Raw genomic sequence first — 21,223 nt, 5'->3', positions numbered from 1 at the left:
GGCTGATCAGTCCTGGGTCCGAGTGGTGGGCCGGTGGCGGGTGGCGTGGATGGAGCCGAGCAGGTGGAGGGAGTGGGCGCTGGGGCTGCCCGGTTCGGCGTGGTAGATGACGAGTTGCTGGCCGGGGGCGTCGCGTACGTCGAAGGCCTGGTAGGTGAGGGTGAGGGGGCCGACGTCCGGGTGGAGGAAGTGTTTGGCGTCCCGGGTCTTTCCGCGCACGGTGTGGGCGTTCCAGAGACGGTTGAAGTCCGAGTTGTGCTCGGTGAGGGTGCGGACGACGTCACGCAGCCGCGGGTTGTCCGGATCGAATCCGGTTGCCTCGCGAAGGTTGGCGACGGTGGCCTGTGCCGCGCGGTCCCAGTCCGTGTAGAAGGTATGGCCCGCGGGATCGAGGAAGGTCATGCGGGCCAGGTTGTCCGCCGGTTCGAACGGCGCGTAGAGGGCATCGGCCAGGGCGTTGGCCGCGAGGAGGTCCAGGGTCCGGTTCATGACGTACGCCGGGGTGTTCGGGTAGCCGTCCATCAGTTGTCGCAGCGCTGGGCTCACCTGCTCGGTGGCGCGGGCGCGGGGCAGGTCGCCCGGTGTGGCCCCGGCCAGCCGGTACAGGTGCGCGCGGGCGTCCGTGTCGAGGCGCAGGGCGCGGCTGAGTGCGTCGACCACCTGGGGTGAGGGGTTGCGCTCACGGCCCTGTTCCAGGCGGGTGTAGTAATCGGCGTTGATTCCGGCCAGGACGGCGACCTCCTCGCGCCGTAGCCCGGCGACTCTGCGGGGCCCGTAACTCGCCATGCCGACATCCTCCGGCCGCAGGCCGGCGCGGCGTGTGCGCAGGAAGTCTCCCAGGTGATTGCCGTCCATGTGTTCAGGCTAGGCGGGGGCTCGGTGAGCTGCCTGGGTGTGTCATGCCCAGGCGGCACGCGTCCTGGTTGACGGTCGGTGACCCGCACAGACTCGGTGGAGAGGGGAAGTCCCGACACACCGGTCAGCCACAGCCGGCATCGACGAGAACCAAGGACGACATCCATGACAGGACAACGGCTTGACGGCAAGGTCGCGCTGATCACGGGCGCGACCGGCGGCCTCGGCACAGCGACCGCCGAGCTCTTCGCCGACGAAGGCGCCCGGCTGGTGATCACCGACGTCGCCGAAGACCCCTTGCGGGAGCTGTCCCACCGGATCGAGGCACGTGGTGCGGAGGTCGTCGCCGCCCGCCTCGACGTCTCCTCCGCGCCGGAGTGGGACGAAGTGATCACCGTCGTACGCGAACGGTTCGGAACGCTGGACGTGCTCGTGAACCTCGCCGGCATCGTGGACTGGCCAGGTGTCGAGGACACGCGGGAAGAGGCGTGGGACCGCGTCATCGACGTGAACCAGAAAGGCACATGGCTCGGCATGAAGGCGGCGATGCCGCTCCTGCGCGCGAGCGGCAACGCTTCGGTGATCAATACGTCGTCGGTACTCGGCCTCGTGGGCAGCGGTGCGGCTGCGGCCTACCAGGCGTCCAAGGGGGCCGTGCGCCTGTTGAGCAAGACCGCCGCGGTCGAGTACGCCCGCCGGGGAGTTCGGGTCAACTCGGTGCACCCCGGAGTGATCGCCACGCCGATGATCCAGGACCTCCTGGACGACCAGGGTGACCGGCAGCCGGACATCCAGCGCACCCCCATGCGCCGAGCCGGCCGCGCCGACGAGGTCGCCCCCGCGATCCTCTTCCTCGCCTGCGACGATTCCTCGTTCGTCACCGGCGCGGAGCTGGTCGTCGACGGCGGACTCACCGCGTACTGAACGACCCGGGCCGGGAGACCGCGGCGCCCGGGGCGCCGCGATCGATACGGCCGTGGTCCCCGCTCACGAAGACGCGCCTGCGACAGAATCCCCGGGCGGGGTCTCCCTCGCGTAGGGGTGCACACAGCGCTCCTCGCTGAAGGGGCTGAACCAGTCGGCGAGCCCCATGGGCGTGATCCGCAGCAACTCGCCTGCGGGGCTGTCCCCGATGCCGTCGGCGGCGTCGTCGTAGAGCCACTCGTGGTCCATGTCCTCGTACACGAGGTCGGCGAAGCAGTCGAGGGCCTGCTCGACGCCGTCGTCGAGCAGGCCGAAGGTCTCCAGGCAGACCTTGGCCTCGGTGAGCAGGATCCGCAGTGCCAACTCTTCCGCGATGCAGCCCAGTTGGGTGAAGGTGCCGTGGGTGAACCGGGTGGTCATGGCGGTGACGGTGACCAAGAAGCGGCGGGCGAACTTGGCGTCGTAGCGCAGGGCGTAGCGGCGGGGCAGGTCCTCCAGGTGCCACAGCACGTCCGTGCACTCGGCGACGTTGGTGTCCGCCTCCGTCAGGGTGTGGACGTCCATGAAGAGCTGGTCGATCATCACGTTGGCGGCCCACAGCAGGGCCCCGGCGGCCAGTTGCGCGTCCTCGTGCGAGGTACCGGCGTAGCCGCCGAACTCCTCACCTCCCTGCGCCTCTTCGGTGACGACGCCGAACATCTGTGGTCCGAATGCCCGGAGTTGGGACGCGAGGGAAAACATTTGGCGGCGGATCTTCGCGGAATCCGCCGCCGTCTCCGTCTCCGTCTCGCTCGGGGCGGGCGTGTGGGCTGCCTTGGCCAGGTGGGCGCGTCGCGCGGCCGGGTCGTCGGGTGGGGCGCCGGGGCCCGCGGCGGCGTCCAGGCTCTCCTGGGCGAGGTCCGGGTGGAGCTCCACCTCGCATTTCTCCACGGTCCACTCGGCCAGCAGCTCCGTACGTTCCAGGAGCTCCTCGACGAGGGCGCGCACCGCCGCCTCGGCGATCTCCAGGGTGGGGGAGTGTGCGAACACCTTCAGGAGCGCGCCTCCGGGGTGGGCGCCGACGAGGGTGTCGACGACCGTCGCCTCCATCCCGTCGGGGCCCTCGATGCCATCCACCGCTTCGAATCCCTGCTCCAGGAGCGCGATGGCCCCGACGCGCTGCAACTCGTCCAGCTCCGGGGTGCCATCGGCGGTCTGGGCGTCCACTGTCACGACATAGATCACCCGGCCAGCTTTGCAGCAATGGGGCCGGTCGAGGGGGCGATTGCGCGGAGCGGAGCGAGAACCGTGGGCGAAACCCTTGGGCCGGCCAGAAAGCGGCGCGACGATCGGGGCGACCGCTACTGCGGCCCGCCCGGCGGCGCGAGGTGCCGGTCGGCCGTCCAGGGGCGGTCACCCATGAGCTTCGCCAGTTGGAGTACGTCGCCCGCCACGACGTCCCAGTCCCCGTCCGGGGTCAAGTCCTGTGTCTGCGTGGGGCCGTACTCGGTGGGCCGGGCGATGAAGGCGGTCCGCAGGCCGGAGGCCCGGGCGGCCCGCAGGTCCTCGTTGTGCGCCGCCGCGAGCATGACCTGCTCGGGGCGCAGTCCGAGGAAGGAGGCGGCCCGCTCGTAGGCCTCGCGTTGCGGCTTGTACGCGCGGGTGACGTCGGAGGCGACGATGACGTCCCAGGGGAGGCCGGCGTGCTTGGCCATGCGGGCCAGGAGGGCGAGGTTGCCGTTCGAGAGCGCTCCGACCGTGACGCTGTGGGCGAGCCGCCGCAGTCCGCGGACGGAATCCGGCCAGGGCGGCAACCGGTGCCACGCTTCGTTGAGCCATCTCAGCTCGACCGCTTCGAACGCCGTGGGGTCGAGCCCGTGCTCGTCGAGCACGGTCCGCAGGTTCTCCGCGTGGAGGAGGTCGAGCGGTGTGAAGTCGCGTGCGCCTGTGCGGATGGGCTCCATCGCCGGTTGGTAGAGCTCACGCCAGCGCATGGCGAACGCGGTCCCGTCGAGCGTCAGGGCGTGACGTGTGGCGAAGGCGTCGACGGCGGCCGCGACACCGGTCCGCCAGTCGACGACGGTGCCGAAGGTGTCGAACAGGATGGCTTCGACCTGCGGTGGTTTCCCATCCACTGGTGTCGACCTTTCGTAGGCATGACGGCAGTGTCCGCACAACTTAGCCGCGATTACGGCGACTTGGCAGACCACGGCGCGCTGGGAGGGTGACGAGGGCTGGGCCGGGCGAACGGCGTGGTCGGCGCGTCGACCGCGCGGAGGGAAAGGTGTGACCTTGTGAGGGTGGCACCTCTACCGGCTCTTTCACGAAGGAGCGCCCGGTGGGCATGAGTAAGAAGATCGTTCTTGGCGGAGTCGGCACGCTGGCCGCGGTCGGCATCATGTCGGCCGTGGTCGGTGGCAGCGGAGACGCTGAGGCGGAGGGCAAGGCGGACACCAAGTCCAGCTCGAGCTCGTCGACCGGCAAGAAGAGCGACGACAGCCCGCGGACCACGTCGACCAACAAGAAGAACGCGCCGAAGGACGACATCAAGGTCGGGTCGCCCACCTCGGACGGCTACGGCGGGCTCAAGGCTCCCGTGACCATCACCAACCACTCCTCCGACACGTCGGACTACGACGTGGAGGTCGAGTTCCTGGACGCCGACGGCAACCGCATCGAGACCGGGTGGCTCTACGAGACCTCGGTGGCCCCCGGCCAGAAGGTGACCTCGAAGGCGGAGGGCTTCACGGACAAGGCCCCGTCCGGCACCATGACCGTGAAGGTCCTCAGCGTCGACCGCTACGCCTCCGTGTGATCTCCCCGGGGTGACGGTGGCGCGCCGCGAGACGCGGTCAGTCGGTCGTGCGTACCCGGACCGGGAGTGACGACCATGAGCGCAGGGTGTTGTTGAGGTGGCGGCGCGGTTCGCCGGCGAGTTCGATGTGGTCGATCCTGCGGGCGAGCGCGGTCAGGAGGGCCTCGGCCTCCAGGCGGGCCACGTGCTGGCCGACGCACTGGTGGATGCCCATGCCGAAGCCGACGTGGCCCGAGGGGTCGCGGGTGAGGTCGAAGCGGTCGGGGTCGGCCCAGCGGGCCGGGTCGCGGTTGGCGGCGCCGAGGAACATGAGGATCTTGGTGTCCTCGGGGATGACTGTCCCGGCGACCGTGACGTCGGCGGTGGCGGTGCGGAAGAAGGTCTGTACGGGCGACTCCCAGCGGACGGCCTCGTCGAAGGCCACCCGGGCCAACTCCGGTCGCTCGCGCAGCCGTTGCCATTCGCCGGGGTGGGTGGCGAAGGCGTAGAGGGTGGCGGCCAGCCCGTGCACGGTGGTGTCGACGCCCGCCGTGAGCAGGGAGCGTACGAGCAGCGGCGCCTGGGTGTGGGTGATGTCGCCGCGGTCGGCGGCGGCCCAGATGCGGGCGCCGAAGCCGTCCTCGCTCAGTGCTTCACGGACGCACCGGGTGCCCACCCAGGCAGAGAGCTCGGCCATCCTCGGCGCGTCGTCCTGGACGAGCGCGTTGTGGGGGCCGAAGGCGTTGAACGCCATGTTGCCGTAGGGCAGGAGGTTGTCGCGGCCGTCGGGCAGCAGTCCCACGGCGTCGGGGAAGACCCGTAGCGGGAACGCCTTGGCGAGTGCCTCGAAGGCGTCGAACTCCGGTGCCCGCGTGGTGAGTACGGTGTCGACGAGTTCGTCCGCGACCGTCTGCCAGGTGTCGCGCAGGCGGCGCAGCGCGGGCGGCGCGAGGATGTCGCGCAGCACGCGCCGCGGGGCGTCGTGGTGCGGCGGGTCGGCCTCGAGGAGCAGGCTCGGGGGCCGCCAGGGCTTCTCGTGGCGGAAGTTGGCGAGGCCGACGCCGGCGGCGGACTGAAAGTTCTGCCAGTCGACGAGGGCGGCGCGACCTCGTCGTAGCGGGCCAGGGCGTGGATGTCATAACGGCTGAGACGGACGACGGGACCGGCCTCGCGCAACTCCCTGTGCAGGGAGCCCGGTTGGGTCAGATGTTCGGCGGAGAAGGGGTCGAGGTCACTGGCGGGCGGCGACGCGACGGCGGCCGGCGCTTCGGTCATGGCGACTCCAGTGGAAGTAGCGGTGCGGGTGTGGGCGGCTCGGGGGTCGATGGGTAGGCGGTGCGGGTGACTCAGAGGTCGACGCCCACGCGGCTCAGAAGTCCAGGGCCGGGCAGCGCAGGCGGCTCACAGGTCGAGGACCAAGTGGTCCGAGCGGGAGCGGGACACGCACGGGAGCATGCAGTCGTCGGCCGCGCGTTCGTGGTCGGTGAGGACGGAGTCCCGGTGGTCCGGTGCCCCCGCCAGCACCGGGGTCAGGCACGTGCCGCAGGTGCCCTGCTCGCACGAGGACAGCAGGTCGGCGCCGCCCTGACGGATGGCTTGCAGGACGGACATGTCGGGGGTGACGGTCACCGTGCGGCCGCTGCGGCGCAGTTCGACGTCGAACGGCGTGCGCCGCACGGGTTCCGCCCGCTCCCCGGCGGTGAAGCGTTCGGTACGCAGGCTGTACGGAGGCCACCCCGCGCACGCGTCCTCGACGGCGGCGAGCAGCGGCCCGGGGCCACAGCAGTACACCTTCGTCCCCGCGGCGGGCTCGCTCAGCCACGCCGACAGATCGAGGAGTCCGCACTCGTCCTGCGGGCTGATGTGCACGCGCCGCCCGTACGTGGCCGTCAGTTCCGCACGGAACGCCATCGAGCCGCGACTGCGGCCGCCGTACAGCAACTCCCAGTCGATACCCATGAGTTCGGCCTGCTTCAGCATCGGAAGGATCGGCGTGATGCCGATGCCGCCCGCGATGAACAGATAGCGCTCGGCGGGCACTTGAGGGAAATGGTTGCGCGGCCCGCCCACGCCGACCGCGTCCCCCGGCTCCAGCCGGTCGTGCACATACGCCGACCCGCCCCGCCCGGAGGGCTCGCGCAGGACGGCGACGCGGTACGTGTACGCGTCCCAGCGGTCGCCGCACAACGAGTACTGCCGGGTCGTCCCCTCCGGCAGGATCAGGTCGATGTGCGAGCCGGGCGTCCAGTCGGGCAGCCGCGCGCCGTCCGGGTGCGTGAGGGTGAGGGACACGACGCCGTCGGCGACGGTCTCCTTCGCGCGGACCTCCAACGTCACGGTGGAGGACGCCTGTTGGGGAGCCCGAGCCCCAGGACCCGGACCAGGACCCGGAACCGGCTCTCGCGCGGCAGTCGGAAGCAGATTGTGAACGACCACGTTGTCGTCTCCCGTCTGTGGGTTGCAGGCAGGATGCGCGGCGGCGCCAACACGTCGCGAGTCCATTCTCACTCAGTGAGAGACGAAAAGCCGTTCCTCACCCGATGGCCCCGCCGGGCGCCGCGCGGACCGCGAGGGCCCGCGAGATCCCGCGCGCGGCCGTCCGCACGACGGGGACGACCGCGTGGGCGCCCTCGTCGTTGGGGACGATGACCGAGAGGGCCGCCACCACGGATCCGTCCGCGCCGCGCACCGGCGCGGCCACACCGAGGGCCTCCTCGTGGACGTAGCCGGGGCAGTAGGAGTAGCCCTGCTGCCGGACCTCCGCCAGGGTCGCGCGCAGCCGGGCCGACGTGGCGGGCGTGCTCGCGGTGTACGCGGCCAGCGGCCCCGCCAGGATGCGTTCCTTCAGGTCGGCGGGGCCGTGCGCGAGCATCACGAGGCCGCACGACGAGGCGTGCAGGGGTAGCCGCCCCGCGATCCGGGTGTAGTTGATGACACCGTGGGGCGCCGAGAGGCGTTCGAGGAACAGCACGTCGTCACCGTCGAGGACACCCAACTGCACATGGTGGCCCACGACATCGTGCACACCTTCCATGAACGGCATCGCGGCATCCCGCAGCGACAACGTCGGCGAGGCCCGCGTGACCAGCTCCCACAGCCGTACGCCGATCCGCACCCGCCGGTCGTCGTCCCGGCTCAGGAACCCGTGCGCGACGAGCTCGCCGACCAGCCGCGACGCGGTGGCCACGTGCAGACCGGTGCGGCGGGCGATGACGGAGACGTTCAACGCGGGCTCGTCCTGGCTGAAGGCCTCCAGGATGCGCGCGGCCCGGGAGAGCACCGACTCGTGGTGGGGTGGCTTCATGGCGGGGCCGTTCCGGGGTCGAGAAGGGCGTTCGGGCGGGCGGCGGCGCTCGGTGTTCGGCGCTCGGTGTTCCGGACTCAGCTTCGCATGCCGGTGTCGGCCGGGGCGGGCGGAGGCCCCGTCGGCGGCCCCCACCGACGTGTCACCGGCGAAGAGGGCCCGGATCTGACGGAAGTGGGTCTGCTGGACCGCCGAGTTCGGCCAGGTCTGGTCCACCATCGTGTCGGTGCTGTTGGCCAGGTGCCGTACGGGGTCGCGCCAGGGCCTGCGCGACCCCGTGGGGTCAGCCGATCGTGACCGTGCGCCGGGTGGTGATGTCCCGCGACGAGCGGGCGACGGCAAAGGTGTACCGGCCGACGACGAGGCTCCACCGGCCCGCCGCCCACACCGTCAAGTCCGAGGCGGGAATGGTGAGTTCGATGCGGCTCGACGCCTTGGCCGCCAGCGACACCTTGCGGAAAGCGACCAGGCGGCGTGGTTCGGCCTGCGCCGCGCTCGGCAGCGTCGCGTAGACCTGGACGACCTCGGTGCCGGGACGTGTCCCCGTGTTCGTGACGGTGACCGCGAGGGTGACCTGCTTGGTACCGGCGTCGTAGGACACCTGGAGGGAGCCGTGGGCGAAGGCCGTGTACGAGAGCCCGTGGCCGAAGGGGAAGCGGGGCTGCTGGCCCTTGGCGTCGTAGTAACGGTAGCCGATGGAGGTGCCCTCGGCGTAGGAGACCGTGCCGTCGGTGCCCGGGTAGGTGGCTGTCGTGGTGCCGGGGCCCTGGCTCGCGTCGGCGGGGAACGTGACGGGGAGGCGACCGCCGGGATCGCGGTCGCCGAACAGGATGGAGGCGAGGGCAGTGCCCATGCCGCGGCCCCCGTACCACGCCTGCACCACGGCCCCGACGTCGTTCAGCCAGGGAGTGGCCACGGGGCCGTCGGTGTTGAGGACGACGACGGTACGCGGGTTCGCGGCAGCCACCGCCGTGATGAGCCGCTCCTGGTCGCCGGGCAGGCCGAGCCCCTGGTGGTCCATGTCCTCACCGGCGACCCGGTTGACGAACACGACCGCGGCGTCGGCGCCACGCGCCGCCGTCACGGCCGCCGGGATCAGTGACCTCGGCTGCCAGCCGAGTGTGAGACCACAAGTGCCGGTATCCGCAGTGGAGTTGGTGTAGCGCAGTTCTACGCTGACGGCCTTGCCCGCGGTCAGCTCGGCGGTGCCCTGGAGCGGGTAGTCGTACGGGCCGAGGAAGAAGCGGCGACTGTGCCGGGTGCCGGACACGATCGTCGTGCCGTTCATCTTCAACGTGGCCGTGCCCGCGGGCAGCAGCGAGAAGCGGTGCAGGCCGGTGGTGGTCGGCACCAGGGTGCCGGTCCAGGTCGCCGACCAGACGTCGGGCAGACCGGCCGCCGGCGCGGCGGTGAAGTCGACCTGCGCGTCGGTGCGAGAGGTGACTGGTGTGCCGGAGGTGTCGGCGCCCGCGTAGTAGGTGCCGGTCAGTCCCTGTTCGCCGGAGCGGGTCCGCAGTACGGACGTCGGCACGGGCTCCAACGGCACATCGCCCGTGGATCCTTGCGCGTGCACCACCTTCACGGCGCTTCCGGCACGGTCGCGGATCGCCTGGAGCGGAGTGGTCCAGGCGCCGGGATCGACGTACGTGGAGCCGGCGATACCAGGGAAGACGTCCGCACCGGCGGGGCCGATGACCGCCAGGGACGTCAGTGCCGCAGGCAGCGGGAGCGCGGAGGACCGGTTCGCGAGCAGCACGGTGGAGGAGACGGCCGCCTCATGGGCGAGGTCCTGGTGTTCCTTCGTGCTGACGTTGTCGGCCGGCGCGGGCAGCGGGTGGTCGAAGAGTCCGGTCGCGTACATCGTGACGAGGATGCGGCGCGCCGCGTCGTCGAGGCGCGCGGCAGGGATCGTGCCGCCGGTGAGAGAGCCCCCCTTGAGCTTGACGGCGTCCGGGCCGAGGCCCGCGAGGTCCATGCCCGCACGGGCGGCGGCGACCTGGTCGTCACCGGCCCAGAAGTCGGGAACGGTGTAGCCCTGGAGTCCCATGTCCTGCTTCAAGTCGCTGAAGAGGTACGGGTGTTGGGAGGCGAACGTGCCGTTGATCCGGGGGTACGCCATCATCACGGAAGTGGCCGGGGCGGCGGCGATCACGTGACGGAAGGGGGCTTCGTAAATCTCGTGCAGGGCCCGCTCGGAGACCTTGGTGTCCGTGGCGAGGCGGTTGGTCTCCTGGGTGTAGGCGGCGAAGTGCTTGACGGTGGCGGCCACGTGCCGGCTCTCCAGACCGACGGTGAGGGCGGCGCCCAACTGCCCTGCCAGCAGCGGGTCTTCACCCATTCCCTCCGCCTGCCGTCCTGAGTGCCACGTCCTGGCCACGTCGACAGTGGGGCCGAGGAGGTTGTTGAAGCCCTTCGCGCGGCCCTCCGCACCGATCGCCCGGCCGATCCTGCCCGCCAGGTCCTGGTCGAACGTGGCGGCCTGCGCCACCGGCACGGGGAACGCGGTGACACCCTTCTCGCCGCGCAGCCCCGCCGACGCGTCGGCCATCGTGAGCGCCGGGATGCCGAGGTGGGCGACCGCGCCGAAGTCGCAGCGCACGAGCGACTCCTTCTCGGCCGCCGTCATCCGGGCGAGCAGCGCGTCGGCGTGCTCCCGGGGTGTGGTCCCGTCCGTGGGGACGTCGGCCGCGTCTGCCGCGTCGGTCAGGACCGGGGTCATGCCCATGGCCAGTGCGGTGAAGGTCGCTGCGCCGAGAAACGTTCGTCTGTTCACTTGCGGCTCTCCAAACGAGTAGGGCGGCCGATGCGAGGACCACCACCAAGGGAAGGGGCCGGCCGTGGGGTCAGGTGCACGACCGGCCCCGGCTTCATGTGGAGCGAGTGTTCTGTTCGAGCGCGTCGGACGGTTGTGGGTTGTCGACTGTCGATGTCTTACGCCGCGGCCGGGACGAGGTGGGCCGTGTCGAGCGTGTGCTCCCCGGGGGCGAGCGAGACCGGCGCGCAGCCCGGGAGTTCGGCGGTCGCGGTGCAGCCCTCGGGCACGGTGATCCGTGCCGTCATCCCGGACGCGGTGGTCTCCCAGCTCAGGGACGCCGTGCCGTACGGCGTCTCGTGCCGGGCCCGGGCCCAGGTCAGTCCTCCGCCGGGGCGAGGCCGGAACGTGATCTCGCGGTAGCCGGGGGCCGCGGGGGTGATGCCACCGACGACCCGGTGCAGCCAGTCGGCGACGGCTCCGAGGGCGTAGTGGTTGAAGGAGGTCATGCCGCCCGGGTTGAGGGTGCCGTCCGGGCGGAGGCTGTCCCAGCGTTCCCAGATCGTGGTCGCCCCCATGGTCACGGGATACAGCCAGGACGGGCACGCGGTCTGCGTCAACAGCCGGTAGGCGACGTCGAGATGGCCGGTATCGGTCAGGGCGTCGCAGATCAGAGGCGTGCCGACGAAGCCGGTGGCGATGCGCGCGTCGTCGGCGAGGACCAGTTCGGCGAGCCGGTCACCCGCGAACTGCCGCTGCTGCGGGGGCAGTAGACCGAAGGCGAGTGCGACGGCGTAGGCCGTGGCGGTGTCGCTGGTCATGCGTCCGGAGGGCTGGACGTAGCGGCGACGGAAGGCCGCCGTGACCTCGTCGGCCAGCGCCGAGTACCGCACCGCCTCGTCGTCCCTGCCCAACTCGACGGCCGAGCGCGCGAGATGGCGTGCCGAGTGGGCGAAGTAGGCGGTGGCCACCAGGTAGCGGTCGGTGCGGGAGGCCGCTGGGTCGTCCGGGGGCGCTGCCGGATCGAGCCAGTCGCCGAGCTGGAATCCGGTGTCCCACAGCCGGTCGGGCCCGGCAAGGCGTGCCATCAGGTCGACCCACGCCCGGCCCGTCGGATAGTGGCGGCGCAGCAGCTCGCGGTCGCCGAAGCGCTGGTACAGCACCCACGGGGTGAGCGTGGAGACATCGCCCCAGGCGGCGCCGGGCTGGATGGGCGTCCACATCGGGCCACCGGGGATGACCGGCACGTACCAGGGTACGGTCCCGTCCGGGAGCTGCTCCAGGCCGACGTCCGTGAGCCAGGAGTCGAGCATCCCCGCGCAGTCGTAGAGGAAGCTCGCGGTCGGGGCGAAGACCTGGATGTCGCCGGTCCAGCCGAGGCGTTCGTCGCGCTGCGGGCAGTCGGTGGGCAGGTCGACGAAGTTGCCGCGCATGCTCCACACCACGTTCTCGTGGAGCCGGTTGATCAGCGGGTCGCTGCACTCGAACCATCCCGTGCGGCGCATGTCCGTGTGGTAGACGCGGGCCGCCACCCGGTCCGGGGTCAACTCGCCGGGCCAGCCCGTCACTTCGGCGTAGCGGAAGCCGTGCAGGGTGAAGCGGGGCTCCCAGGTGAGCGGGCCGCGGCCGGAGAGGATCAGGGTGTCGGTGGCGTACGCCTCGCGCAGGGGACGGGTGGCGAGTTCACCGTCCTCGAGGATCTCGGCGTGGCGAAGGGTCAGGGTGGTGCCGGCCGGGCCGTCCACGGTGACACGGAGCCGGCCGACGAGGTTCTGGCCGAAGTCGAGAATGTGGCGGCCGTCGGCGGTGCGGGTGACCGTGACCGGGTTGATCTCCTCGGTGCAGGCGACGGGCGGGCCGAGCGGGGCGACGAGTGTACGCGGATCCCGGGACCCCACGCGTACGGGCTGCCAGGCGGGGGAGGAGGCGCCCGCCGGTGTCGACCAACTCCCGTCGTCCAGGCGGGCGTCGAAGGTCTCACCCTCGTACAGGCCGCTGAACACAATGGGTCCGGGCGCCGCGCGCCAGGTGCCGTCGGTGGCGATGACGGCCGTGCCGCCGTCGTCGTACGTCACCTCCAGCTGTGCGATGAGCGACTGGTCGGTGCCGTAGATGTTGCGGGTTCCGCCGTCGAAGCCGTACTTGCCGCGGTACCAGCCGTCGCCGAGCCACGCGCCGATGGTGTTGGCGCCCTCCGTGAGGTGTCCGGTCACGTCGTGGGTGCGGTAGCGCAGGCGCTGCGGGTAGACCGTCCAGCCGGGGGCGAGTGCCTCGTAGCCGACCCGCCGACCGTTGATCTCCACCTCGTAGAGGCCATGGGCGGTGACGTACAGGCGGGCGTGGGTGACCGGCCGGTCGAGGGTGAAGTCCCGTCTGACGCGGGCGGGTTGACGGTCGGCCGACGGGTCCTCGGGCCAGTCAGCGCCGACCGGGACGGCCCGCCAGTCGGCCGGGTCGAGCAGCCCGGCCTCGACGGCGGACGCCGGGCTCCAGGGCGAGAGACCCGCCGGGCCCCACACACGTACGCGGACCAGGCACCGCTCACGGGAGGCGAGCGGCTCCCCGGGCCAGGGCACGAGGTTCTGTTCGCGGCTGTCGATGCGGCCGGTTCGGTGGCGGCGGCCGGCCCGGTCGAGTTCGAGCTCGTACGCTTCCTGGGCGCCGGTTCCGGGGGCGAGTGTCCAGGACAGGCGGGGGGCGGCGGTGCCGATGCCGAGGCCGTCCGGGAGGTGCTCGAAGGACACCGGTGAGGGCGGTGAGGGCAGCAAGGAGGGAACCTTTCGTTCACGTGCGCGGAAGCAGCGGCGGGAGGGGTGTCAGCCCTTCAAGGCTCCCGAGGTGAGGCCCTTCATGACCTTCTGGTTGAGGAACAGGTAGATCAGGAGGGTGCCGAAGACGTTGATGCAGATCGCGGCGAACAGCGGGCCGTACTGGGTGGCACCGAAGTCGCCGGTGAAGTTCAGCAGGCCGACCTGAATGGTGCGCAGGTCCTGGTTGTTGGTGAACGTCAGGGCGATCAGCAGGTCGTTCCAGATGAAGAAGAACTGGACGAGTCCGACCGTGAGCAGGGCGTTGCGGACCATGGGCACGCTGATCGTCCAGAAGGCGCGCAGGATGCCGGCGCCGTCGATGGTGGCCGCCTCGAACAGCTCGCGCGGGACGGACCGGTAGTACGTCGCCATCATGAAGACGGTCAGCGGCAGTCCGGTCCCCGTGTACGTGAGGATGAGCGGCCACAGGGTGCCGGACAGGCCCGTGCGGAAGTACACCGTGAACAGCGGCAGCAGGATCATCTGCGGCGGCACCATCATGCCGGCGAGGAAGACCAGCAGGGTGAGGCCGCGCCCCTTCCACACCATGACCTGGAGGGCGAAGCCGGCCGCCGTGCCGAGCAGCAGGATCAGGGCCAGGGCGGGCACGACGGCGAGCAGGCTGTTCTGCACGTAGAGGCCGATGTGCCCGGTCGTCCACGCGTCGGCGTAGTTGCCCCACTCCCACGAAGTGGGCAGGCTCCACGTCGAGTTGTTGAGGTAGTCGCTGTTGGACTTCAGGGAGGTCAGGAACATCCAGAGCAGCGGGTAGATCTCCGCGATGAGCAAGAGGGTGACGACCGCCTTCACCCACAGGCGGCGTCCGGGGCGTCGGCCGCGGGGACGCGCGGGCGTACCGCTCGGGCGGGTCACGGGTGTCTTCACCGGTGTGTCGATGGCCATGGTGCTCAGCCCTCCGTGAGGTCGCGCCGCGAGACGCGGTAGACGGCCAGACTCACCAGCAGGCACACCACGGTCAGCGTCAGGGCGATGGTGGATCCGTAGCCGTAGTCGCTGTACGTGAACGACGTCTGGAACATGTACAGGGTCAGGGGTGTCGTGCCGCTGCCCGGACCGCCGTTGGTCAGGGCGACGATGGAGTCGAAGACCTTCAGCGTGCCGTTGATACTGAAGATCAGCGAAGACATGAGGACGGGGAACGACAGCGGCAGCACGATGTGCCGGACCAGGCGCAGGCCCGAGGCGCCGTCGAGGCGGGCCGACTCCAGGGTCTCCTCGGGGATGTCGACGAGCCCGGCGAACAGCAGGACCGCGTAGAAGCCCATCGAACGCCAGATGTCCATGATGATCAGGACCCAGAAGGCGTGCCCGGCGCTGCCGAACCAGTCGACCGAGTCCAACCCCACCGCGTTCAGAAGGGAGTTGACGGGCCCCGGCTGCGGTCCGACCTGGAAGAAGTTCTTGAAAAGCAGGCCGACCGCCACCGTCGGCAGCACCACCGGGAAGAACACCAGGGTGCGCACGAGCGCCGAGGCACGCTTGAGGAAGAACACGTACAACAGCGCCAGCAGGTACCCCGCCACGACCTGGCCGGCCGTGACGACGACGGCGTACTTGAGGGTGAACCACAGTGCGTCGTGGACGGCCGGGTCCGAGAACAGGCGGCCGAAGTTGGCGACACCGTTGCCGGTGAAGCCGTCGATGGTGTTGCCCTTGGTGAACGAGTACCCGAGGGACCAGACCATCGGGACCAGCATGATGAGGGTGTAGACGAGGAGCGCGGGACCGAGCAGGATCGCCACGGCCCTGCGGTCACCGAGTACGCGGTGCATGAGTGGGGTCCACTTCGTTTCGATGCGGGGGACCTGCCGGCCATGGACGGGTCGTCGCCCTGGGCCGGCACGGGGGTGTCACTGCTCGGCCAGGGCGTCCTGGACGGTCTGCATGAACTGCTTCGGGCTCATCGACCCGTTGACGAGGCTCGCCGCGTTGTTCTGGCTGACGGTGGTGGCCTTGGTGCTGAACAGGGCCTCGAACCACAGCACGTTCTGCTTCGAGGCGCTGATGGTGTCCCGCACCTTGGTGGTCACCTTGGTGGCGTCCTTGACCGGGGTGTTGACCTTGAAGCCGGAGATGGTGCCGTGGTCCTTGAGCGCGGTGCTGCCGTAGTTTTTGGCGATGCAGGACACCCAGGCGCCGGTCTTCTTGTCGTAGGTCTTGGCGCCGAGGGCGATGCCGAGGCCGACGTTCGAGGGGTACTGGTCGACGGAGCCCTTGCCGCCGGACACGGCGGGGAACGGCATGAAACCGACGTTGTCCGCGCCGACCTTGTTCTGCTTGGGGTCGGAGATGCCCGCGAGGGCCCAGCTGCCCATGTAGAACATGGCGGCCTTGCCGGTCAGGAACTGATTCAGCGAGGTGTCGTAGTCGACGGAGCCGACGCCCTTGCCGAAGTAGCCCTTCTTGCCGAGGTCGGCGATCTCCTGGGCGGCCTTCACGTACTGCGGGTCGGTCAGCTTGGCCTTGCCGTCCTTGACGTCCCTGAGCGCGTCCGGGCCGAGGCTGCGGTAGAGGTAGCCGCTGATCAGGCGGGTCAGCGGCCAGCCCTGCTGACCGGAGGCGGAGAACGGCTGGATGCCCTTGGCCTCCAACGTGGCGGCAGCGGCAGTGAGTTGGGTCCAGGTGCCGGGCTCCTTCAGGCCGTTCTCCGCGAAGACCTTCTTGTTGTAGAAGATCCCCTCGATGTTGTACTCGTACGGCAGGACGTCCAGCTTCCCGCCGTACAGCGCCTTGATGGTGGAGACGGCGGCCGGCTCCAACTGGTCCAGGTCACCCGACGCCTTGAGCTTCGCCTCCAGGTCGGCGACCTGCCCGGACTTGGCCAACTTCTGCGTCAGCGCGGGGGCGTTGCCCGCGGCGAACTGCACCGGCAGCGCGTCCTGCCCGGCGAGGAGTTGCAGCTTCTGGTCCAGGCTGGACTGCGGGACGGTCTCCACCTTGAGCGGCAGCGCCTCGTTCGCCGCCTTGCACTGCCCCTTGGACATCGAGGTGAGGGACGATTTCACGGTGGTGTTCTCGGTGACGCTCAGATAGTCGAAGTTCTTGGGCGCCTGCGACCCCGTCCCGCCCGCGCCGCCGCAGGCGGAGACCAGGAGAGCCAGGGACGCGGTACCGGCGGCGACAACGGCCAGGCGCGTACGGCGAGTTGAGGGCAGGGTGAAGGACGCAATGGGCACAGCGGACTCCCGAGGATCGAAGAGGGATCGGCGGAGAAGGATCGGCGGGGAAGCAGGTGAACGCGGGGAGTGGAGCGCACCGGCATCGAGTGCGGCGAAGGCTCCTGCCTCACCGGCAGACGATGTAAAACGATTAACACGGTGAAGCGGGGAACAGACTGCACCCCACTCCCTGGAGCGTCAAGACATCGCGGTGAAACGCTTCAGAAATACCGTGACGGCTTGACGTCGACCGCACGCGATGATGTAAATCGTTCCACTTCCACATACGAGATCCGGAGCAGTGCCGATGCGCGGAGCGCCCAGCCCGAACAAGCGCGTGACCATCACCGACGTGGCGCGGCACGCGGGTGTGTCCACCGCGGCCGTCTCCAAGGTGCTCAACAACGGGCACGGCGTGAGCCGGTCGATGCGGGAGAAGGTGGGGGCCGCGATCGACGAACTCGGCTACCGGCCGCACGCGGCGGCCCGCGGCATGCGCGGCCGGACCTACACGGTCGGCGTCCTCCTCGACAACATCCGCAACGCCTTCTTCGCCGACATCCTCGACGGCATCCAGGACGAGTTGAGCACCAGCCAGTACACCGTGCTGATCGGCGCGGCCGGCTTCGGCGCCGACGACCAGGGCAGGACCGTCCGCGCCATGACGGACCGTCAGATGGACGGGCTGATCCTCATCGCGCCGAGCACCCCGCGCCCGGAGGTCCTCGCCACCGCGGCGCAGACCCCGACCGTCGTCATCGGCCACCACGACGCGTCCGACGCGCACGATTCGGTGCTCGACGCCGACGGGGTGGGCGCGGGCCTGGTCGTCGACCACCTGGTCGGGCTCGGGCACCGCGACATCGCGCTCGTCTCCGCGTCCGCGCCCAAGGCGGGCAAGTGGAAGGGGACCCCCGAGGTCATGCTGACCGAGGGATACCTTCAGGCGATGGGGCGACATGGGCTCGCGGCGCGTGCGCGGGTGCAGCATGCCGCCTACTCCGACGAGGGCGGCTTCAAGGCCGGCACGACCCTGCTGGTGGACGCGCGTCCACCGACCGCGATCATGGCGGGCGCCGACGTCGCGGCGATGGGCATTTACCGTGCCGCCCATGAGCTGGGGCTCAGCATTCCGGGAGACCTCTCGCTCGTCGGCTACAACAACACGGCGCTCGCCGCGCTCGCCCCCGTCCAGCTGACCAGCGTCGACCAGGCCGGACACACCATGGGGTCGGCCGCGGCCCGGATGCTCCTGGAGCGGGTGGAGGGCCGCAGGGACCGGGCGATGCGGACGACCATGACGCCGCGGCTGGTGGTGCGTTCCAGTACGGGGACGCCTGGGGAGTAGGCGGTTCGGCGGTTCCGGGCGCGCGCCGAGATGTCCGGGGTCCCGGAGGTGTCCGGGGTCCCGGAGGTGTCATGAACTATGAGGTGTCACCCGGTGGTGTGCCCACCCCTGGCGTCATCCAAAGTCCCGATGCCCGCCATCGACACCGTGGATGCCGGGTCAGGTCGTCACGCCATCGGTTTCCGGCCCACGTCGTCGCGCGGCGGGCCGTCGGCTCACCCCTTGACCCGCTCCGCCACCCGTACCGCCGTGTCCCGCAGCCAGATGTGGGCGGCGTCGTGGGTGTGGACCGGGTGCCACCACAGGGCCTCGCGCAGGGGGACCGCCTCGTACGGGGGTTCCAGGACGCGGATCGCGGAGTGGGCGGCGAAGCGCCGGGCGAGCCGTTCCTGGATGAGGGCCACGCGGCGGGTGCCGACGACCATGGGCGGCAGCAGTTGGAAGCTGTCGACGGAGACCTCGACCCGCGGCTCGATGCCGAGCATGCCCAACTGCCGCACCGCCGGGGCGTCGTAGGTGCGCTGGTAGGTCACCCAGGGCAGTCGGGCCAGGTCCTCGTGGGTGATGCGGTCGCGCACCTCGGGGTGGTCGTCCGCGACGAGGTAGACCCAGCGGTCGTCGTAGAGGTCCGTGGCCGGGAAGTCGCTGATCACGCCGTGCGGCATGAACAGGCCGTCGGTCGTGCTGAGGAGGGTCGCCGTGTCCTCGGTGACGGTGGTCGGGGTCTGGGTGAAGCGCAGCCGGATGCCGGGTGCCTCGTCGTGGACGACGCGGGCGAGTTCGGTGCCGAAGACGGCGACGGCGTAGTCCGACGCGAAGAGGGTGAACTCCCGCTGCTCCGTCGCCGGGTCGAAGTCGGCCTGGCTGGCGAAGAGGCGCTCCAGGAGGTCGCAGGTGGTGGCGGTGCGGTCGAGCAGTACCTGGCCGAGCGCGGTCAGTTCGTAGTGTCCGCCGACGCGCGAGAGCAGGTTGTCGTCGAAGTGCCGGCGCAGCCGGGACAGGGCCGCGCTCATGGCGGGCTGGCTGAGGCCGACGCGCTGCCCGGCGCGGGTGACGTTGCGCTCTTCCAGCAGGGCGCGCAGCGCGACGACGAGGTTGAGATCGAGGCGGGCCAGATTCACGGAGGTTCCCTTGCGCTGGACGATTCCCTTGCGGTGAGCCGCTGACCATTGACTATAGACCAGGCGGATACGTTGCATCCACGGAATCGATTTCCCTGATCAGCGGTGGAAGGTCCAGATTGGACACACCGCAATCTGGAGGACATGTTCGTGAAACCTCAACCCGCATCCGCGCTGTTCGCCGGCCCCTTCGCGCTCGGCACGCTGTCCGCCCCGGACGTGAAACCGTTCCCCGCCCTGGTGGCGGCCGACGAGCAGGTGGTCGATCTCCAAGCCGCCCTGGACGAGCCCGGGTTGACGATGCGTGAGCTGCTCGGCCGGTGGGCGGACGTGTTGCCCCGGCTGCGCGCCCTCGCCGCCGAATCCGGCGTCGTACGGCGCCCCCTCGCCGAGTTCACCGTGCACGCGCCGGTCGAACCGCGCCAGGTGTTCCAGTCCGGCGCCAACTACCGGCAGCACGTGATCGACCTGCACGTCGCGCACAAGGCGCCGGGCGACGAGCGGCCCGAGGAGGAGCGCCGTGCGGAGGCCGCGGAGGTCATGGACCGGCGGGCCGCCGATGACCTGCCGTACGTGTTCATCGGCCTGCCGAGCGCCATCACGGGCCCGTACGACGACGTGGTGCTGCCCGGGTGGGCCGAGAAGCCGGACTGGGAGCTGGAGTTGGCGGCCGTGATCGGGCGGCCCGCCCATCGGGTGTCCGTCGAGGAGGCCCTGGAGTACGTCGCCGGGTACACGATCGCCAACGATCTGACCGACCGCGCGACCGTCTTCCGGCGCGACATGCCGCAGATCGGCACCGACTGGCTGCGCAGCAAGAACGCGCCCGGCTTCACTCCGCTCGGCCCGTGGATCGTGCCCGCCGAGTCGGTCGCCGACCCCGACGACCTGCACCTGACGCTGAAGCTGAACGGCGACACCATGCAGGACGAGTCCACCAAGGACATGATCTTCAACGTCGCCCGGATGGTGTCGTACGTGTCGCAGTCCGCCCAACTCCTGCCCGGCGACCTGGTGTTGACGGGATCGCCCGCCGGTAACGGCATGCACTGGGGGCGGCTCCTGCGCGACGGAGACGTCATGGAAGGCACCATCACCGGCCTCGGGACGCAGCGCACCCGCTGTGTCGCCGAGGAAGTCACGGACGCGGCGAACGCGGCGGGCGCAGCTGGCGTAGCAGGGAAGGGGCAGGCATCGTGATCGACCGTACGGATCCCGAGGGCGCCATCTCGCGCGCCGCCAAGTCGTACTCGAACTGGGGGCGTTGGGGCGAGGACGACCGGCTCGGCACCCTGAACTTCCTCGACGAGGCCAAGCGCCGCGAGGGCGCCGCCCTCGTCCGCCGGGGCGCGAGCTTCTCGCTGTCGCAGCGCTTCGACATGGACGGCCCGCAGAAGGGCTGGCGGCGCCGCACCAACCCCGTGCACACCATGCTCGACACCGGCACCGACGCCGCGCTCGCCAACCAGGGCTTCCCGCACGGCATGGGTGGCGCCGACGACGTGATCGCCATGCCCTTGCAGTGCTCGACCCAGTGGGACGGGCTCGGCCACATCTTCGACCACGGTAAGGCGTGGAACGGCCGCGACGCCGCGAAGACCGTGACGTCCGAGGGCGACCTGGTCACCGGCATCGAGCACATGGCCCCCTACGTCGCCGGACGCGGCGTCCTCCTCGACGTCGGCCAAGTCGTCGGCGACGACGGCGAGTTGCCCGACGGATTCGCCATCACCGAGGAGCACCTGACCGCGACCATCGAGGCGCACGGCGTGCGCGTCGGGCGCGGCGACATCGTGCTCGTACGCACCGGCCGGCTGGCCCGCGCACGCCGCGAGGGTTGGGGCGAGTACGCGGGCGGACCCGCGCCCGGCCTGTCGTTCACCACGGCGGGCTGGCTGCACGGCACCGAGATCGCGGCCATCGCCACCGACACCTGGGGCTTCGAGGTCAGGCCGAACGAGTTCGACCACGCCTTCCAGCCGCTGCACCAGGTCGCCATCCCCAACATCGGCCTGCTCATCGGCGAGATGTGGGACCTGGACGCGCTCGCCGCCGACTGCGCTGACGACGGCGTGTACGACTTCTGGCTGACCGCCGCGCCCCTGGCCATCACCGGCGCCGTCGGCTCGCCCGTGAACCCGATCGCCGTGAAGTAGC

The 21,223-nt window shown here is 70.5% G+C and carries 17 protein-coding genes; 5 read left to right on the top strand and 12 right to left on the bottom strand.

The genetic code is table 11. The features are described from left to right. Positions 1-6 precede the first annotated feature (6 nt). A complete protein-coding gene (locus ACP4E5_RS07510) occupies positions 7-855 on the bottom strand; it encodes a helix-turn-helix transcriptional regulator (RefSeq protein WP_425826160.1) in 849 nt (282 codons plus the stop codon). A gap of 165 nt (positions 856-1,020) precedes the next feature. Between ACP4E5_RS07510 and ACP4E5_RS07505 the strand changes: the two genes are divergently transcribed. Then, the gene (locus tag ACP4E5_RS07505; RefSeq protein ID WP_425826158.1) at positions 1,021-1,779 is read left to right on the top strand and encodes an SDR family NAD(P)-dependent oxidoreductase; all 759 of its coding nucleotides are present in this window, start codon (positions 1,021-1,023) and stop codon (positions 1,777-1,779) included. 63 nt (positions 1,780-1,842) lie between these two features. Here the strand turns inward: ACP4E5_RS07505 and ACP4E5_RS07500 are convergent, their stop codons facing one another. Together ACP4E5_RS07500 and ACP4E5_RS07495 are read right to left on the bottom strand one after the other, a co-directional pair. Beyond that, positions 1,843-2,991 (bottom strand): hypothetical protein, encoded by a 1,149-nt coding sequence (locus tag ACP4E5_RS07500; RefSeq protein WP_425826156.1) that lies wholly within the window; start codon positions 2,989-2,991, stop codon positions 1,843-1,845. A 128-nt stretch (positions 2,992-3,119) separates the two neighbouring features. After that, positions 3,120-3,893 (bottom strand): haloacid dehalogenase type II, encoded by a 774-nt coding sequence (locus ACP4E5_RS07495; protein ID WP_425826154.1) that lies wholly within the window; start codon positions 3,891-3,893, stop codon positions 3,120-3,122. Between the two features lie 209 nt (positions 3,894-4,102). Here ACP4E5_RS07495 and ACP4E5_RS07490 point away from each other — a divergent pair, with 209 nt between their 5' ends. Further along, positions 4,103-4,573, top strand: a complete 471-nt coding sequence (locus ACP4E5_RS07490) for an FxLYD domain-containing protein (protein ID WP_425826152.1) — start codon at positions 4,103-4,105, stop codon at positions 4,571-4,573. 37 nt (positions 4,574-4,610) lie between these two features. On the opposite strand, the gene ACP4E5_RS07485 is transcribed toward ACP4E5_RS07490, so the two are convergent. From ACP4E5_RS07485 to ACP4E5_RS07450, 8 genes are all read right to left on the bottom strand, one after another. After that, complete coding sequence (locus ACP4E5_RS07485; protein WP_425826150.1) at positions 4,611-5,519, bottom strand: cytochrome P450; 909 nt, start codon at positions 5,517-5,519, stop codon at positions 4,611-4,613. A 434-nt stretch (positions 5,520-5,953) separates the two neighbouring features. Further along, complete coding sequence (locus ACP4E5_RS07480) at positions 5,954-6,889, bottom strand: PDR/VanB family oxidoreductase (protein ID WP_425826148.1); 936 nt, start codon at positions 6,887-6,889, stop codon at positions 5,954-5,956. Positions 6,890-7,085: 196 nt separating this feature from the next. Continuing rightward, complete coding sequence (locus ACP4E5_RS07475; protein WP_425826146.1) at positions 7,086-8,075, bottom strand: IclR family transcriptional regulator; 990 nt, start codon at positions 8,073-8,075, stop codon at positions 7,086-7,088. Between the two features lie 64 nt (positions 8,076-8,139). Next, the gene (locus tag ACP4E5_RS07470; RefSeq protein ID WP_425826144.1) at positions 8,140-10,629 is read right to left on the bottom strand and encodes a glycoside hydrolase family 3 protein; all 2,490 of its coding nucleotides are present in this window, start codon (positions 10,627-10,629) and stop codon (positions 8,140-8,142) included. A gap of 158 nt (positions 10,630-10,787) precedes the next feature. Further along, positions 10,788-13,376: a family 78 glycoside hydrolase catalytic domain gene (locus ACP4E5_RS07465; protein ID WP_425826142.1), complete on the bottom strand. Its 2,589-nt coding sequence runs from the start codon at positions 13,374-13,376 to the stop codon at positions 10,788-10,790. 48 nt (positions 13,377-13,424) lie between these two features. Beyond that, complete coding sequence (locus ACP4E5_RS07460; RefSeq protein ID WP_425826140.1) at positions 13,425-14,321, bottom strand: carbohydrate ABC transporter permease; 897 nt, start codon at positions 14,319-14,321, stop codon at positions 13,425-13,427. A gap of 5 nt (positions 14,322-14,326) precedes the next feature. Next, complete coding sequence (locus ACP4E5_RS07455; protein WP_425826138.1) at positions 14,327-15,211, bottom strand: carbohydrate ABC transporter permease; 885 nt, start codon at positions 15,209-15,211, stop codon at positions 14,327-14,329. Between the two features lie 78 nt (positions 15,212-15,289). Next, positions 15,290-16,615 carry an ABC transporter substrate-binding protein gene (locus ACP4E5_RS07450; RefSeq protein ID WP_425826136.1) on the bottom strand — a complete coding sequence of 442 codons (1,326 nt, stop codon included), beginning with the start codon at positions 16,613-16,615 and terminating at the stop codon, positions 15,290-15,292. A 289-nt stretch (positions 16,616-16,904) separates the two neighbouring features. Here ACP4E5_RS07450 and ACP4E5_RS07445 point away from each other — a divergent pair, with 289 nt between their 5' ends. Then, on the top strand, positions 16,905-17,945 hold the full coding sequence (locus ACP4E5_RS07445; protein WP_425826134.1) for a LacI family DNA-binding transcriptional regulator: 1,041 nt from the start codon (positions 16,905-16,907) through the stop codon (positions 17,943-17,945). Between the two features lie 215 nt (positions 17,946-18,160). Here ACP4E5_RS07445 and ACP4E5_RS07440 read toward each other — a convergent pair whose 3' ends face one another. After that, a complete protein-coding gene (locus tag ACP4E5_RS07440) occupies positions 18,161-19,066 on the bottom strand; it encodes a LysR family transcriptional regulator (RefSeq protein WP_425826132.1) in 906 nt (301 codons plus the stop codon). Between the two features lie 144 nt (positions 19,067-19,210). Between ACP4E5_RS07440 and ACP4E5_RS07435 the strand changes: the two genes are divergently transcribed. Continuing rightward, complete coding sequence (locus ACP4E5_RS07435; RefSeq protein WP_425826130.1) at positions 19,211-20,266, top strand: fumarylacetoacetate hydrolase family protein; 1,056 nt, start codon at positions 19,211-19,213, stop codon at positions 20,264-20,266. Next, entirely contained in the window at positions 20,260-21,222 is a 963-nt protein-coding gene (locus tag ACP4E5_RS07430; protein ID WP_425841134.1) for a cyclase family protein, read from the top strand. Before ACP4E5_RS07435 ends, ACP4E5_RS07430 begins: the two co-directional genes overlap by 7 nt. Position 21,223 lies beyond the last annotated feature (1 nt).

This window comes from Streptomyces fractus, from assembly GCF_049844455.1.
Classification (GTDB): Bacteria; Actinomycetota; Actinomycetes; order Streptomycetales; family Streptomycetaceae; genus Streptomyces; species Streptomyces fractus.
Note: the sequence above shows the minus strand (reverse complement) of the source record. Positions and strands in the feature narration are given on the sequence as shown.